We start from the raw sequence: 13,452 nt of genomic DNA, 5'->3' as shown, positions 1-13,452 counted from the left end.
GCTGGACGATGAATGAGCGCTCAGCACGAACGATCCGCCGCGCTCAGCCGCCGATGTACGACATCTCGACGCGACGTGCATCGTCGCGAGATGGCGCCGACGCGCTGCCGCGCAATTGCGAATACCGGTCGCCGCGCGCCTCCCAGATTCGCGCGATGGCTGTGGCGACTTCGTCGTCGCCCGCGCCGCTGCGGATCAGTCCGCGCAGGTCGTGGCCGGAAACCGCGAAGAGACACAGATACAGCTTGCCTTCCGTCGAGAGCCGGGCACGCGTGCACGAGTCGCAAAACGCGCGTGTGACGCTCGAAATCACGCCGATTTCACCGCTGCCGTCGCGATAGCCCCAGCGCTGCGCCGTTTCCGCGGCCGTGTGGGCTTCGAGCGGTTCCAGCGGAAAGTGCGCGTCGATGCGTTCGACCACTTGCGCCGAAGGCAGCACTTCGCTCATGTTCCAGCCGTTCGACGCGCCGACATCCATATATTCGATGAAACGCAGAACCGCGCCGCTGCCTTTGAAATGGCGCGCCATCGGGACGATTTCCTGATCGTTCGTGCCGCGCTTCACGACCATGTTCACCTTGATCGGAGCGAGCCCGGCGGCTTGCGCCGTCTCGATGCCGTTCAGCACGTCGGCGACCGCGAAATCGGCATCGTTCATGCGGCGAAAGAGGGCGTCGTCGAGCGCATCGAGGCTCACTGTGACGCGCGACAAACCCGCGTCCTTCAGCGACTTCGCCTTGCGCGCGAGGAGCGAGCCGTTCGTCGTGAGCGTCAGATCGAGCGGGCGGCCTTCCGGCGTGCGCAACAGCGCGAGCCGCTCGATCAGGAATTCGATGTTCTTGCGCAGAAGCGGCTCGCCGCCCGTAAGGCGAATCTTTTCCACGCCGTGGGCGACGAATACGCGCGCGAGGCGCTCGATTTCCTCGAACGAGAGCAGGGCGGCGTGCGGGAGAAACTGATAATCCTTGTCGAACACTTCGCGTGGCATGCAGTACACGCAGCGAAAGTTGCAGCGATCTGTCACGGAAATGCGCAAATCCCGCAATGGGCGCGCGAGCGTGTCCGTGAGCAGCCCGGACGGCGATGTCGCGGCGCCGGAGAAATCCGGGATCGCGCTGACATCGGCGAGAGGAATGATGCGTCGGGGCATGATGACTCGGGGCTCGGCTCGGCCGCTTCGGCCTTGTTCGAATAATGGTTGGATCGTTCCATTCTAACGGAAGCGGGACATCGGGACGCACTGCCACGGAGTCGCGGTTTTCCCTCGGTTCAGCCGTTTTACGACGCAAAAAAACGCCATCGATCGGGGATCGATGGCGTTTCTGGCTTTTGCCCGTTCACCGGAGTGAACGGGACGCGCGCGCTTAGTGGGCCTGCTTGCTGGTTTCCACTTGCTGCATGGGCGCGGTGTCGGCCGGCGGAAGTGCCTTGCGTTCGCGCGGCACGCGCACCGCAGCCGGCTCGCGTGCGGCGGCGGCATTGGCTTCGCGCAGCTTGCCTTCGTCGGTGTTCACCCAGACGAGGCCCGCACGCTCCAGCATCGGCTGAAGGGTGTCGACGGCGATCGGCGTCGACGTTGCAGGCGCGGCGGGCGCAGCGACTTTCACCGGCTCGTCGACGACTGCGACAGGCTCCGGCGCGAAGACCGGCGCTTGCGTCTGCGCTTGCGCGATCTCGACCGGCTTCACTGGCTCGACGGCTGTCGCTTCGGGCGTCGATGCGACAGCGGCGGTCTTCACCGGCTCGGCGACTTCGGCAGGCTCGGCCGCGACCGGCTCGACGGGCGTCGGCGCCGTTTCCACGGGCTTCGGCTCTTCGGATGCGACCGGCGCGGACGCGGGTGCGAACGGATCGGCCAATTTCGTCTCGGCGACCTTCGGCTCCGGACCGAACGGATTCTCGACCTCCGGTGCCGGAGCGGGCTTGGCGAAGAGATCGAAGTTCGTCGGTTCGGGCGTTTGCGCCTTCAGTTCGAAAGGCTCGGCCTCAACAGTCTTGGCGACCGGCGCTTCCTCCGCAGCGGCGGGCGCTTGCTCTTGCGGCTTCGCTTCGAGCGGCTGAGCGGCCGGTTGCTGCACCGACGCTTCCACCGGTTGCGGCGCGGCCGGGCGGGGTTCGCGACGTGCAGCCGCTTCCTGCGCGGCTTCCGCATCAAACACGCCGGCTTGCGCCGAAGTGCTCTCTGCTGCGCCTTCTGCTTCGGCGACGTCCGCCGCGTGATTCACCGTCATGCCGTCTTCTTCGCGCTCGCGACGACCGCCACGACGCCCACGGCGACGACGACGACGCTCTTCGCCGTCACGCGCGGCCGCCGCATCGGATGCCGCATCGATGCCGGCCACTTGCGCGTCCGCATTGGCTTGCGCCGCTTCGACGATTTCCGACGGCACCGTTTCGCCTTGCGTCAGCGCCTCGACGGCGGCTTCCGGTTGCGGCTTGCGACGCTCGCCGCGTTCCGCGCGCTCGGTTCGTTCAGCGCGGTCGCCACGCTCGGCGCGGTCGCCACGATCCGGACGCTCGCGGCGTTCCGGACGTTCGGTTGCTTCCGGACGCGCGGCGCGTTCCGCGTTGCGGTCGCGCGCTTCACGCGGTTCGCGTGCCTCGCGTGCCTCACGCGGCTCGCGTGCTTCGCGGGGTTCGCGCGCCTCACGAGCCTCACGCGGCTCGCGGACTTCGCGCAGTTCACGACCTTCGCGTCCGCCACGCGCCTCGCGATCCTCACGACGGCCGCCCTGGCGCGCCGCGCCGTTGGCGCCCGCCGCCGTGCCTGCCGCAGCGCCTTCGCGCGCGGCGCCACCGCTACGTCGATTGCGGTTGCGATCGCCGCCGCCGGTGCGTTCACCGCGTTCGCGCGGCGCGCGCGTGGCCGGTTGCGCTTCGACCGGAGCCGGCGCGGGTTGCGGCGCAGGCTGAATGCCGAACAGATTCTTGATCCACGCGATGAATCCGCCGCTCGCCGGAACGGGCGTCGGCGCGGGCGCGGCCTCGACGGGCGCGGGCTTCACCGGCGCGCTCGGCGCGGGCTTCTCGGGCGTGATGCCCTTCACGGCGGCTTCCTGCTTCGGCTTCACCTCTTCGGTGCGCTTGCTGTAGCCGGTCTCCGATTCGAGCTCGCTCGCCGCTTCGACGGCCATCTTCCACGACGCGCGCGGATCGTCGAGACGCGCATCGTCGTGACGCAGACGCTCCAGCTTGTAGTGCGGCGTTTCGAGATGCTTGTTCGGAATCAGGACGACATTGACCTTGAAGCGCGACTCGATCTTGTTGATTTCCGAGCGCTTTTCGTTGAGCAGGAAGGCGGTCACCTCGACCGGCACCTGGCAATGGATCGCCGCGGTGTTTTCCTTCATCGCTTCTTCCTGAATGATCCGCAGCACTTGCAACGCGGACGATTCGGTATCGCGGATGTGACCCGTGCCGTTGCAGCGCGGGCACGTCACGTGGCTGCCTTCCGACAGCGCCGGACGCAGGCGCTGACGCGACAGTTCCATCAGGCCGAAGCGCGAAATCTTGCCCATTTGTACGCGGGCGCGGTCGTGCTTCAACGCATCCTTCAGGCGCTGCTCGACTTCGCGCTGGCTCTTGGCCGATTCCATGTCGATGAAATCGATCACGATCAGCCCGCCCAGATCGCGCAGACGAAGCTGACGCGCGACTTCGTCGGCGGCTTCGAGATTGGTGCGCGTCGCGGTTTCCTCGATGTCCGCGCCCTTGGTCGCGCGCGCCGAGTTCACGTCGATGGCGACGAGCGCCTCGGTGTGATCGATCACGATCGCGCCGCCCGACGGCAGCGGCACCGTGCGCGAGTACGCGGTTTCGATCTGATGCTCGATCTGAAAGCGCGAGAAGAGCGGCACGTCGTCGTGATAGCGCTTCACCTTCGAGAGGTTGTCGGGCATCACGATATCCATGAAGGCGCGCGCCTGGTCATGGATTTCGGTCGTGTCGATGAGAATTTCGCCGATATCCGGCTGGAAGTAGTCGCGAATCGCGCGGATGACGAGGCTCGATTCGAGATAAATGAGCATCGGCTGGCCGGCGACGCCGCTCTGCGACGCGGCTTCGATCGCGCGCCACAGTTGCATCAGGTAGTTCAGGTCCCACTGGAGCTCTTCCGCCGAACGGCCGATACCCGCCGTGCGCGCGATGATGCTCATGCCTTCCGGCAGTTCGAGCTGCGCCATGGTTTCGCGCAGTTCCTGCCGTTCGTCGCCTTCGATGCGGCGCGACACGCCGCCGCCGCGCGGGTTGTTCGGCATCAGGACGAGGTAACGTCCGGCCAGCGAGATGAACGTGGTCAGCGCCGCGCCCTTGTTGCCGCGCTCTTCCTTCTCGACCTGGACGATGAGTTCCTGGCCTTCGCGCAGCGCGTCCTGAATGCGCGCGGAGCGCATCTCGACGCCATCGCGGAAATACTGGCGGGCGACTTCCTTGAACGGCAGGAAGCCGTGGCGGTCTTCACCGTAGTTGACGAAGCAGGCTTCGAGCGACGGCTCGATGCGGGTGACGACTCCCTTGTAGATGTTGCCTTTGCGCTGTTCGCGCCCGGCGGTTTCGATGTCGATATCGATGAGCTTCTGCCCATCGACGATGGCGACGCGCAATTCCTCTTGCTGCGTCGCGTTAAACAGCATTCGTTTCATGAAACGGCTCCAGAATGGCTCCGTCCTCCCTCGTCGTGCGAATCGGCGTCGGTGACTGATACATCACGCGCGCGAAGCGGGAAGGTGGGCGTGCCACGCTTTTTTGTGTGTTGTCACAAAGCACGCTGGAGCGGGACTTCTGGCGGGAGAATTGCCGAAAGCAGGCCGCGGCTTCCGCATCGGACAGCCGCGCCGTGGGGCGCATTGCGAAGCAACTGCGAGACGTACGACAGATCGCTCGGCTCGTGGCGAGGATGAACGGCGGCGCTGCGGCTCCGCGTCTCAAAATGGACGCGCCGAACCGGCCTGCGCTCTTGCAAAGAGCCTGATTCCTCCCAACGGCGGCCGCGAGGAAGAGCGGTCTCGCGCAAACCGGCGCGATGCTTCGTAACCGATCCTCCTTGCTGCCTTGCCGCGCCGGCACGGCCGCGGGCCCGACTTGTTTCTGTCGGCTCCCGTCGGCTCGCGGCCGCATGTCTCGCCTCGTTTGCGGCGTTGTCGCGCTTCGCAGAAATCAGCGCAGCAGCGATTTCGCCGTCAGTTGTTCGCAAAATCGGCGAGCGTCGATTTGCCTTTTTCTCCCGCTCGACGGCAGGGTCGATCCGGGCTGGCATCCGGTTTTGCCGGGCGCCGTCGCTTCTCGCCGATAAAATTCTTTTTGACCAAAAATCCGTTACCGTCGGCGATCGACTCGACCGAACGCGCCTGTGGGCTCCGTCCTTGCCGGTGATATCGCCGTGCGTGCAACTCGTCGCTCTCGATTTTCCGGGTGAGCAACCGACCTTGGGCGCAAGTAAAATGATGGTTTATCGCTTGCACCGATACAGTCTGAATAATTCGGCCGCTGCTTGATCCTAAGCGTCGACCTTTTCAGGCTGCTCGCAAATTATATTCAGAATGAATGAGTTAGGCAAAACATCCCATAAACAGGTCGCAAGCGAACAAGTGTCGATGATCGAAGTCGACGAAACGGCCGCCGGTCAGCGGATCGACAATTTTTTGCTGCGCGTCTGCAAGGGCGTCCCGAAGAGCCATATTTACCGCATTCTCCGAAGTGGCGAAGTGCGCGTGAACAAGGGACGCATCGACGCGGCTTACCGGCTCGAGTTGGGCGATCTCGTGCGCGTGCCGCCGATCCGCATCGCGCAGCAGGACGCGGCGCCGGTGTCGTCGAACGCGCCCGCCGCCGAATTCCCGATTCTCTTCGAGGACGACCATCTGATCGTCATCGATAAACCGTCCGGCGTCGCGGTGCATGGCGGCAGCGGCGTCGCGTTCGGCGTCATCGAGCAGTTGCGCAATGCGCGGCCGCACGCAAAATTTCTCGAACTGGTGCATCGGCTGGATCGCGAGACGTCGGGCGTGCTCATGCTCGCCAAGAAGCGCCAGGCGCTCGTCGGGCTGCACGAGCAGATTCGCGAAAATCGGGTCGACAAGCGCTATTACGCGTGCGGTCACGGCGACTGGCAGAGCGACTGGGGCCGCCGGCGCATCGTCAAGGCGCCGTTGCATAAATATGTCGCAGCGGATGGCGAGCGGCGCGTGCGAATCCAGGAGAACGGGCTGCCGTCGCATACGGTCTTCAATCTGATCGAGCGCTGGCGCGACTACGCGTGGGTCGAGGCAGAGCTGAAAACCGGCCGCACGCACCAGATTCGCGTGCACATGGCGAGCATCGGCCTGCCGATCGCGGGCGACGCCAAATACGGCGATTTCGCGCTGAACAAGGAATTGGCCCGCCCGAGCGCGAAGCCGTCGCTGAAACGCATGTTTTTGCACGCGTATCGACTGAAAATCACGCACCCGGCGACGGGCGAGCCGCTGCAATTCGAAGCGCCGCTGCCCGTCGAGTGCAAACGGTTCATCGAACAACTGAAAAACCGGGAGACCGAGTAAATGGCGCGGCAGCAATTCGATCTGATCGTTTTCGACTGGGACGGCACGCTGATGGATTCGACCGTCCACATCACGCGCAGCATTCAGGCCGCGTGCCGCGACCTCGGGCTGCCGGTTCCCGCCGATGAATCCGCGAGCTATGTGATCGGCCTCGGCCTGAAGGACGCGCTGCAGATATGCGCGCCGACGCTCGATCCGTCCGACTATCCGCGCCTGGCCGAACGTTACCGCTTCCATTTCCTGACGATGGGCCAGAAAACCGAACTCTTCGGCGGCGTGCGCGAACTGCTGCAGGAATTGCGCGATCTCGGCTATTTTCTCGCGGTCGCGACGGGCAAGAGCCGCGTCGGGCTGAATCGCGCGCTCGACGAATCGCGGCTCACGAGCCTCTTCGACAGCACGCGCTGCGCGGACGAAACGTTCTCGAAGCCGCATCCCGCAATGTTGCAGGAACTCACGCGCGAGCTCGGGCAGGATCTCGGGCGCACGGTGATGATCGGCGACACGACGCACGATCTGCAGATGGCGATCAACGCGGGCGCGGCGGGCGTCGGCGTCGGTTATGGCGCGCATCCGGCCGATTCTCTCGCGGCGCTCAAGCCGCAGTACTGCGCCGACAGCGTCGCGTCGCTCGCCGGCTGGCTGCGGGAGCACGCATGAGCGAACCGGTGCGGGTATGCGCGTCCGACGAACTCGTCGATGGCGGCGCGGGCGTGCGCGTCAACGCGACCGAAGCGAGCGGCGACGCGGTCGTGTTCTTCGTCCGATACGGCGGCGAAGCGTTCGGTTATCTGAACCGGTGCGCGCACGTGCCGATGGAGCTCGACTGGAACGAGGGCCAGTTCTTCGAAAGCTCGGGCCTATACTTGATGTGCGCGACGCACGGGGCGATCTACGAGCCCGATACCGGCAAATGCGTCGGCGGTCCTTGCCGCGGCGCGCGCCTGCGGGCCGTGACGGTCGAAGAGCGCGACACGCCGGAAGGGCGCACGGTCTTCTGGCTGCCCGACGACGCCCTGCGTCCCGCCTGATTCAATCTCTACACATCCACGACGCATGTCCGACAACATTCCGCCGCGCAATAACGACAACTGGGAGCGCGAAGCGCTCGAACGCATCGCGCTCGCCGCGATTCGCGAGCAGCGCGCCGCGCGTCGCTGGCGCATCTTCTTTCGCTTCCTGTTTCTCGGCGTGATCGCGCTGATCGCCTGGGGCGTGTTCGATTTCACCGGCGATCGTGCCGCGAAGGCGGGCAAGCACACGGCGCTGATCGACCTGCAGGGTGAGATCTCCGCGAACAGCGATGCCAGCGCCGACAACATCGACGGTGCGCTACAGAGCGCGTTCGAGGACGAGAACACGGCGGGCGTGATTCTGCGCATCAACAGTCCGGGCGGCAGTCCGGTGCAGGCGGGCATCATCAACGGCGAAATCCGGCGGCTGCGCGCGAAGTATCCGAAGACGCCGCTGTACGTGGTCGTCGACGACATGTGCGCGTCGGGCGGCTATTACGTCGCGGCGGCGGCGGACAAGATTTACGTCGACCGCGCGAGCATCGTCGGCTCGATCGGCGTGCTGATGGACGGCTTCGGCTTCACGGGCCTGATGGACAAGCTCGGCATCCAGCGCCGCATGCACACGTCGGGCGCGAACAAGGGCGCGTTCGACCCGTTCTCGCCGGAAACACCCGCGATGAACGCGCACGCGCAGGAAATGCTCGATCAGATCCACACGCAGTTCATCGATGCCGTGAAGCTCGGGCGCGGCAAGCGTCTGAAGGACGATCCGGAGCTGTTCTCGGGCATGTTCTGGACCGGCGAAAAGAGCGTCGAACTCGGTCTCGCCGATGGTTTCGGCGACGCCAGCTATGTCGCGCGCGAGGTCATCAAGCAGCCGGATATCGTCGATTACACGCAAAAGGAAAGCATCAGCGAGCGTGTGGTGCGGCGCTTCGGCGCATCCGTGGGCGATGCCGCCATGCGCGCGCTCACGCTCGGCGGCAAGCCTCAGTTGCGCTGAGTTTATGAAGCCAGCAAGAGGAAGATCGCCGGGCGCTTATGCAGGTCCGGCGCGGCCTGCTTCTTCCAGTCGGCCGCCGTGCGCGTGACGATGTTTTCGCCCGGCAGCGTGAGATCGACGGCGACGCAAATGAGCGTCGACGGCGCGCAGCCAGCGATGAGCGCGTCGAGCATCGCCTTATTGCGATAGGGCGTCTCAATGAAAATCTGCGTCTGATTGGCCTTGCGCGACAGTTGCTCCAGCTCGCGCAGCCGTTTCGCGCGTTCGCCGGCATCGACCGGCAGATAGCCGTTGAACGCGAAGCTCTGGCCGTTCATGCCGGAAGCCATCAGCGCGAGCAAGATCGAGCTTGGTCCGACGAACGGCACGACCTTCACGCCACGCTGATGCGCGCGCCGCACGAGCAACGCACCGGGATCGGCGACGGCGGGACAGCCCGCTTCGGAGACGAGGCCGGCGTCGGTGCCGGCGAGGATCGGCGCGAGCAGCTTGTCGATTTCCGCTGGCGGCGTGTTCACATTCAGCTCGCGCACCTCGATTTCCTGAATCGGACGTTCGGTGCCCACTTTCTTCAGAAAGGCGCGCGTCGTTTTGGCGTTTTCGCCGATGTAGTACGCGAGCGCGGCCGCCTGCCCGCGCACCGGTTCGGGCAGAACTTGGGCGAGCGCGTCGGCGTCGCCTTCGCCGAGCGTGTTCGGAATCAGATAGAGAACGCCGCTCATGCCGCCTCCAGCACCGGATGGCCGGCGTTCGCGAGCATTCCGGTCAGTGCGATCAGCGGCAGGCCGATCAGCGCGGTGGGATCGTCGGATTCGATCGCTTCGAGCAACGCGATGCCCAGGCCTTCCGCCTTGGCGCTGCCGGCGCAGTCGTACGGCGTTTCGGCGCGCAGGTACGTCTCGATCTGGGCGTCCGAATAGCGACGAAACCGCACGCGCGTGACGATATCGGCGGATTGCGCGTCGCCCGTGCGGCTGTCGAACAGGCAAAGCGCGCTGTGGAATTCGACGCTGCGTCCGCGCATCGCCTGGAGCTGGGCGAAGGCTTTCTCGTGCGTGCCGGGCTTGCCGATCTGCTTGCCGTCGAAGGTCGCCACCTGATCCGAGCCGATCACGAGGGCGTTCGCGTCGTTGCCGCTCCGTCCGGCCGCCGCACGCGCCTTGGCGATCGAGAGCCGAAGCGCGGTCGCTTCGGGCGTTTCGTCGGCGAGCGGCGTTTCGTCGATATCGGGCGACACGACGTCGAACGGAATGCGCAGGCGTTCGAGCAATTCGCGCCGGTAAGGTGAACTGGACGCCAGAATCAGGCGTGGCGGCGATTTCGAAGCTTCAGACATGAGACGAACCGGACAAAAAAGGGTGTAAAAACGACGGGCTGCGATTCAGCCCTTAAGTATTTGACTCGAAAGAATAAAGCCGATATGATTTTGGGCTTTTCATCGGTACGTGCGCGGGCGAAGGCTCTCCTGTCATCGATGAAACCGGTCGAGCCGAAGAGTCAGAAAGCACGAGGTCAGACAGCATGATGCCGGCCAGATGCACATTGGGGCAAATTCGGGCAAGTCGGGCCTGCATCGAAGCTGCATTTAAGCCGAGTCGCGGTGCATACTGAGCACTCACCGGTAGCACTAACCCAAGTAAGGCCAAGCAGGAGCGCACATGACTCAGAATCCTGGCAAACCTGTGAGCCCCGCCGATCCGCGCGCGCTCGACATTTACGAATTCGCCAAGAGCGGCAGGCAATCGGCCGGCGCGCTGCGTGTGTCGCAGATGCCGCGCATGTTAGCCGAAGTGCCGGCTGATGTGCCAGACGGCGATACCGTGTTCACCTGGCAAGGCGAGGGGTCGACCCAGCCGGAATTGCAGGACGACGGCACGGAGGCGCCGCAGCCGTATCTGCGTCTTGCGGTGCACGGTTCGGTGTGGCTCACGTGCCAGCGCTGCCTTCAGCCGTATTCGCAGCATCTCGATGTCGATGCGACATATCGGATCGTGGCGACGGAAGAAGAAGCGGACGAATTTCCGCTCGACGACGATGAAGTCGAAGTGATCGTGGGCTCGCGCCAGTTCGATCTCGTCGACTTGATCGAAGAGGAGTTGTTGTTGTCCTTGCCGCTCGTGCCCAAGCACAACGTATGTCCCGAGACGCACGAAAGTCTGCTTCCGGGCACGGAGGACGACGAGCCGGATGAAAGCGGTGTGACGGATGAGGACGAAAAGCCGAATCCGTTTGCCGTGCTGGAGAAGCTCAAGGGCGGCTCCGACGGCAAGAAGCACTGAAATGGTTTTGTAGCACGCAACAAACTGGTAGCGCGATGTGCGCACCCGATGGCCGAACGGCCGAGGGCTGTCGGCGGATCGGGCTGTGTTAGAATTCGCAAAATTTTTCTGGAGTAATCATGGCAGTTCAGCAAAACAAGAAGTCGCCGTCGAAGCGCGGCATGCACCGTTCCCACGACTTCCTCCCGACGGCTCCGCTGGCTGTCGAGCCGAGCACGGGCGAGGTGCATATGCGCCACCACGTGAGCCCGAACGGCTACTATCGTGGCAAGAAAGTCATCAAGACGAAGAACGACTAAGCGTTCATCGACGCTCGATGCGCCCGCCGGAATCATTCCACGGGCGCGCGGGCGCAACTCGCTCTTGACACTTTCCCGGTACGACGAGAAGGCGGCATTTCACTGCCGCTTTTTTGTGTCCGAAATTCGTCGCGTTCCATGACTGTAAAGATAACCATCGACTGCATGGGAGGCGACCACGGTCCGGCCGTGACCGTTCCCGCTGCCGTCAATTTCGTGCGCTCGCATCCCGACGCGCACCTGATGCTCGTCGGTCTCGAGCAGCCCATCCGCGCTCAGCTCAAGAAGTACAAGGCTTCCGACGAGCCGCGTCTGACCGTCGTTCCCGCCAGCGAAGTCGTCGCGATGGACGACCCGGTCGAAGTCGCGCTGCGCAAGAAGAAAGATTCGTCGATGCGCGTCGCGCTCAATCTCGTGAAAGAGGGCGAGGCGCAGACCTGCATTTCCGCCGGCAACACCGGCGCGCTCATGGCGGTGTCGCGCTATGTGCTGAAGACGCTCGCCGGTATCGAGCGGCCTGCCATTGCGTTCGCGATGCCGAGCCAGAAGGGCTACACCACGGTGCTCGACCTGGGCGCCAACGTCGATTGCGAACCCGAGCATCTGCTGCAGTTCGCGGAGATGGGCCACGCGCTCGTATCGGCGATCGAAGGGCGCGAACGGCCCACGATCGGTCTGCTCAACATCGGCGAAGAAGTCATCAAGGGCAACGAAACGATCAAGCGCGCGGGCGAACTGCTGCGCGCGAGCACGCTCAACTTCTACGGCAACGTGGAAGGCAACGACATCTATAAAGGTACGACCGATGTCGTCGTGTGCGACGGCTTCGTCGGCAATGTCGCGCTGAAGACCTCCGAAGGTCTCGCGAAAATGCTCGCCGACATGATCAAGGAAGAGTTCAGCCGCAACTTCGCCTCGAAGTTGATGGCGCTCGTCGCGCTGCCCGTGCTGAAGCGTTTCAAGAGGCGTGTCGATCCGGCGCAATATAACGGCGCGGCCTTGCTCGGCCTGCGCGGGCTTGTAATCAAAAGTCACGGTTCGGCCGAGGCCTTCGGGTTTGAGTGGGCCATCAAACGCGGGTATGATGCCGTCAAAAATGGCGTGCTCGAACGCCTGGTGCGCGCGATGGAAGAAAACGCTCCCGCCGCGCGCGAGGCGGACGCGAACGGTCCCGCGTCGGCGGCCGCGGATCAATCGATCCAGCAGGCCGCTTCACAGCTGAACCCACAGCCAAACTCGCAGCCGAACCCGCCGGGCGAGTCCGGTACTGCGCTACATTCGAAGGCATAATGGCTCAATCCAATCTTTACTCTCGCGTGCTGGGCACCGGCAGCTATCTGCCGTCCGAGCGTGTCACGAATCAGGACTTGGCGGACCGTCTCGCGAAGCAGGGCGTCGAGACCAATGACGAATGGATCGTCGCGCGCACCGGCATTCACGCGCGACATTTCGCAGCACCGGATCAAACCACGAGCGATCTCGCGCTGATCGCTTCGCAGAAGGCGATCGAGGCGGCGGGCATCGATCCGCAATCGATCGATCTGATCATCGTCGCGACTTCCACGCCTGACTTCGTGTTCCCGAGCACGGCGTGCCTTTTGCAAAACAAGCTCGGCATCAAGAACAACGGTGCGGCCTTCGACGTGCAGGCGGTGTGCTCCGGTTTCGCCTACGGCGTCGCGACGGCGGACAGCTTCATTCGCAGCGGCATGAACCGCACGGCGCTCGTCGTCGGCGCGGAGACGTTCTCGCGCATTCTCGATTTCAACGATCGCACCACATGCGTGCTGTTCGGCGACGGCGCGGGCGCGGTCATCCTCCAGGCGTCCGATGAGCCCGGCGTGCTGTCGAGCGCGCTGCACGCGGACGGCAGCTATTCGGACATTCTCTGCACGCCGGGCAACGTGAACGGCGGCGTGGTTCAGGGCAGCGCGTTCCTGCACATGGACGGGCAAGCGGTGTTCAAGCTCGCGGTCAACGTGCTCGAAAAGGTCGCGCTCGAAGCGCTCGACAAGGCGAAGCTCACGCCTGAAGACATCGACTGGCTGATTCCGCATCAGGCCAACATCCGCATCATGCAAAGCACGGCGCGCAAGCTGCATCTGCCGCCGGAGCGCATGGTCGTGACGGTCGGCGAGCATGGCAACACGTCGGCGGCATCGATTCCGCTCGCGCTCGACGTCGCGGTGCGCGACGGCCGCATCAAGCGCGGCGACAACATTCTCATCGAAGGCGTGGGCGGCGGCTTCACGTGGGGCGCGTCGGTCATCCGCTACTGATTCGCCGAGCAGATCCCTCTACCCAATTCGTAACTGA

General features: G+C 64.3%; 13 protein-coding genes. 9 read left to right on the top strand and 4 right to left on the bottom strand.

The annotated features are described in order from the left end of the window. Window positions 1-43: 43 nt before the first annotated feature. Window positions 44-1,150, bottom strand: a complete 1,107-nt coding sequence (gene moaA / locus QCE49_RS09360; RefSeq protein ID WP_250458307.1) for a GTP 3',8-cyclase MoaA — start codon at window positions 1,148-1,150, stop codon at window positions 44-46. 214 nt (window positions 1,151-1,364) lie between these two features. Further along, window positions 1,365-4,643: an Rne/Rng family ribonuclease gene (locus QCE49_RS09355; RefSeq protein ID WP_250458308.1), complete on the bottom strand. Its 3,279-nt coding sequence runs from the start codon at window positions 4,641-4,643 to the stop codon at window positions 1,365-1,367. A 495-nt stretch (window positions 4,644-5,138) separates the two neighbouring features. Here QCE49_RS09355 and QCE49_RS09350 point away from each other — a divergent pair, with 495 nt between their 5' ends. From QCE49_RS09350 to QCE49_RS09330, 5 genes are read left to right on the top strand one after another with little or no spacing between them, the layout of a single operon-like run. Further along, entirely contained in the window at window positions 5,139-5,495 is a 357-nt protein-coding gene (locus QCE49_RS09350; RefSeq protein WP_144403826.1) for a hypothetical protein, read from the top strand. Window positions 5,496-5,540: 45 nt separating this feature from the next. Further along, a complete protein-coding gene (locus QCE49_RS09345) occupies window positions 5,541-6,539 on the top strand; it encodes an RluA family pseudouridine synthase (RefSeq protein ID WP_034473545.1) in 999 nt (332 codons plus the stop codon). Further along, on the top strand, window positions 6,540-7,199 hold the full coding sequence (locus QCE49_RS09340; protein WP_008342265.1) for an HAD-IA family hydrolase: 660 nt from the start codon (window positions 6,540-6,542) through the stop codon (window positions 7,197-7,199). Beyond that, a complete protein-coding gene (locus QCE49_RS09335; RefSeq protein ID WP_250458309.1) occupies window positions 7,196-7,570 on the top strand; it encodes a Rieske 2Fe-2S domain-containing protein in 375 nt (124 codons plus the stop codon). The genes QCE49_RS09340 and QCE49_RS09335 overlap by 4 nt, the downstream gene beginning before the upstream one ends. Before the next feature lie 25 nt (window positions 7,571-7,595). Beyond that, window positions 7,596-8,558: a S49 family peptidase gene (locus QCE49_RS09330; RefSeq protein WP_008342262.1), complete on the top strand. Its 963-nt coding sequence runs from the start codon at window positions 7,596-7,598 to the stop codon at window positions 8,556-8,558. 2 nt (window positions 8,559-8,560) lie between these two features. Here the strand turns inward: QCE49_RS09330 and QCE49_RS09325 are convergent, their stop codons facing one another. After that, complete coding sequence (locus QCE49_RS09325) at window positions 8,561-9,280, bottom strand: SAM-dependent methyltransferase (RefSeq protein WP_008342260.1); 720 nt, start codon at window positions 9,278-9,280, stop codon at window positions 8,561-8,563. Next, the gene (locus QCE49_RS09320; RefSeq protein ID WP_250458310.1) at window positions 9,277-9,894 is read right to left on the bottom strand and encodes a Maf-like protein; all 618 of its coding nucleotides are present in this window, start codon (window positions 9,892-9,894) and stop codon (window positions 9,277-9,279) included. The genes QCE49_RS09325 and QCE49_RS09320 overlap by 4 nt, the downstream gene beginning before the upstream one ends. Window positions 9,895-10,216: 322 nt before the next feature. Here QCE49_RS09320 and QCE49_RS09315 point away from each other — a divergent pair, with 322 nt between their 5' ends. From QCE49_RS09315 to QCE49_RS09300, 4 genes are all read left to right on the top strand, one after another. Beyond that, entirely contained in the window at window positions 10,217-10,837 is a 621-nt protein-coding gene (locus QCE49_RS09315; RefSeq protein WP_034473538.1) for a DUF177 domain-containing protein, read from the top strand. Window positions 10,838-10,956: 119 nt separating this feature from the next. Then, entirely contained in the window at window positions 10,957-11,136 is a 180-nt protein-coding gene (gene rpmF, locus QCE49_RS09310) for a 50S ribosomal protein L32 (RefSeq protein ID WP_008342254.1), read from the top strand. 138 nt (window positions 11,137-11,274) lie between these two features. Further along, window positions 11,275-12,426 carry a phosphate acyltransferase PlsX gene (plsX, locus tag QCE49_RS09305; protein WP_033537090.1) on the top strand — a complete coding sequence of 384 codons (1,152 nt, stop codon included), beginning with the start codon at window positions 11,275-11,277 and terminating at the stop codon, window positions 12,424-12,426. After that, the gene (locus tag QCE49_RS09300) at window positions 12,426-13,415 is read left to right on the top strand and encodes a beta-ketoacyl-ACP synthase III (protein WP_034473534.1); all 990 of its coding nucleotides are present in this window, start codon (window positions 12,426-12,428) and stop codon (window positions 13,413-13,415) included. Before plsX ends, QCE49_RS09300 begins: the two co-directional genes overlap by 1 nt. Window positions 13,416-13,452: the final 37 nt, after the last annotated feature.

Origin of the sequence: Caballeronia sp. LZ008, assembly GCF_031451435.1 — a bacterium.
In the GTDB taxonomy this organism is placed as follows: Bacteria; Pseudomonadota; Gammaproteobacteria; order Burkholderiales; family Burkholderiaceae; genus Caballeronia; species Caballeronia zhejiangensis.
Note: the sequence above shows the minus strand (reverse complement) of the source record. Positions and strands in the feature narration are given on the sequence as shown.

Coding starts and splice junctions, on each gene's coding strand:
- moaA (WP_250458307.1), bottom strand. CDS start 1,150: ATGCCCCGACGCATCATTCCTCTCGCCGATGTCAGCGCGATCCCGGAT.
- QCE49_RS09355 (WP_250458308.1), bottom strand. CDS start 4,643: ATGAAACGAATGCTGTTTAACGCGACGCAGCAAGAGGAATTGCGCGTC.
- QCE49_RS09345 (WP_034473545.1), top strand. CDS start 5,541: ATGAATGAGTTAGGCAAAACATCCCATAAACAGGTCGCAAGCGAACAA.
- QCE49_RS09340 (WP_008342265.1), top strand. CDS start 6,540: ATGGCGCGGCAGCAATTCGATCTGATCGTTTTCGACTGGGACGGCACG.
- QCE49_RS09335 (WP_250458309.1), top strand. CDS start 7,196: ATGAGCGAACCGGTGCGGGTATGCGCGTCCGACGAACTCGTCGATGGC.
- QCE49_RS09330 (WP_008342262.1), top strand. CDS start 7,596: ATGTCCGACAACATTCCGCCGCGCAATAACGACAACTGGGAGCGCGAA.
- QCE49_RS09325 (WP_008342260.1), bottom strand. CDS start 9,280: ATGAGCGGCGTTCTCTATCTGATTCCGAACACGCTCGGCGAAGGCGAC.
- QCE49_RS09320 (WP_250458310.1), bottom strand. CDS start 9,894: ATGTCTGAAGCTTCGAAATCGCCGCCACGCCTGATTCTGGCGTCCAGT.
- QCE49_RS09315 (WP_034473538.1), top strand. CDS start 10,217: ATGACTCAGAATCCTGGCAAACCTGTGAGCCCCGCCGATCCGCGCGCG.
- rpmF (WP_008342254.1), top strand. CDS start 10,957: ATGGCAGTTCAGCAAAACAAGAAGTCGCCGTCGAAGCGCGGCATGCAC.
- plsX (WP_033537090.1), top strand. CDS start 11,275: ATGACTGTAAAGATAACCATCGACTGCATGGGAGGCGACCACGGTCCG.
- QCE49_RS09300 (WP_034473534.1), top strand. CDS start 12,426: ATGGCTCAATCCAATCTTTACTCTCGCGTGCTGGGCACCGGCAGCTAT.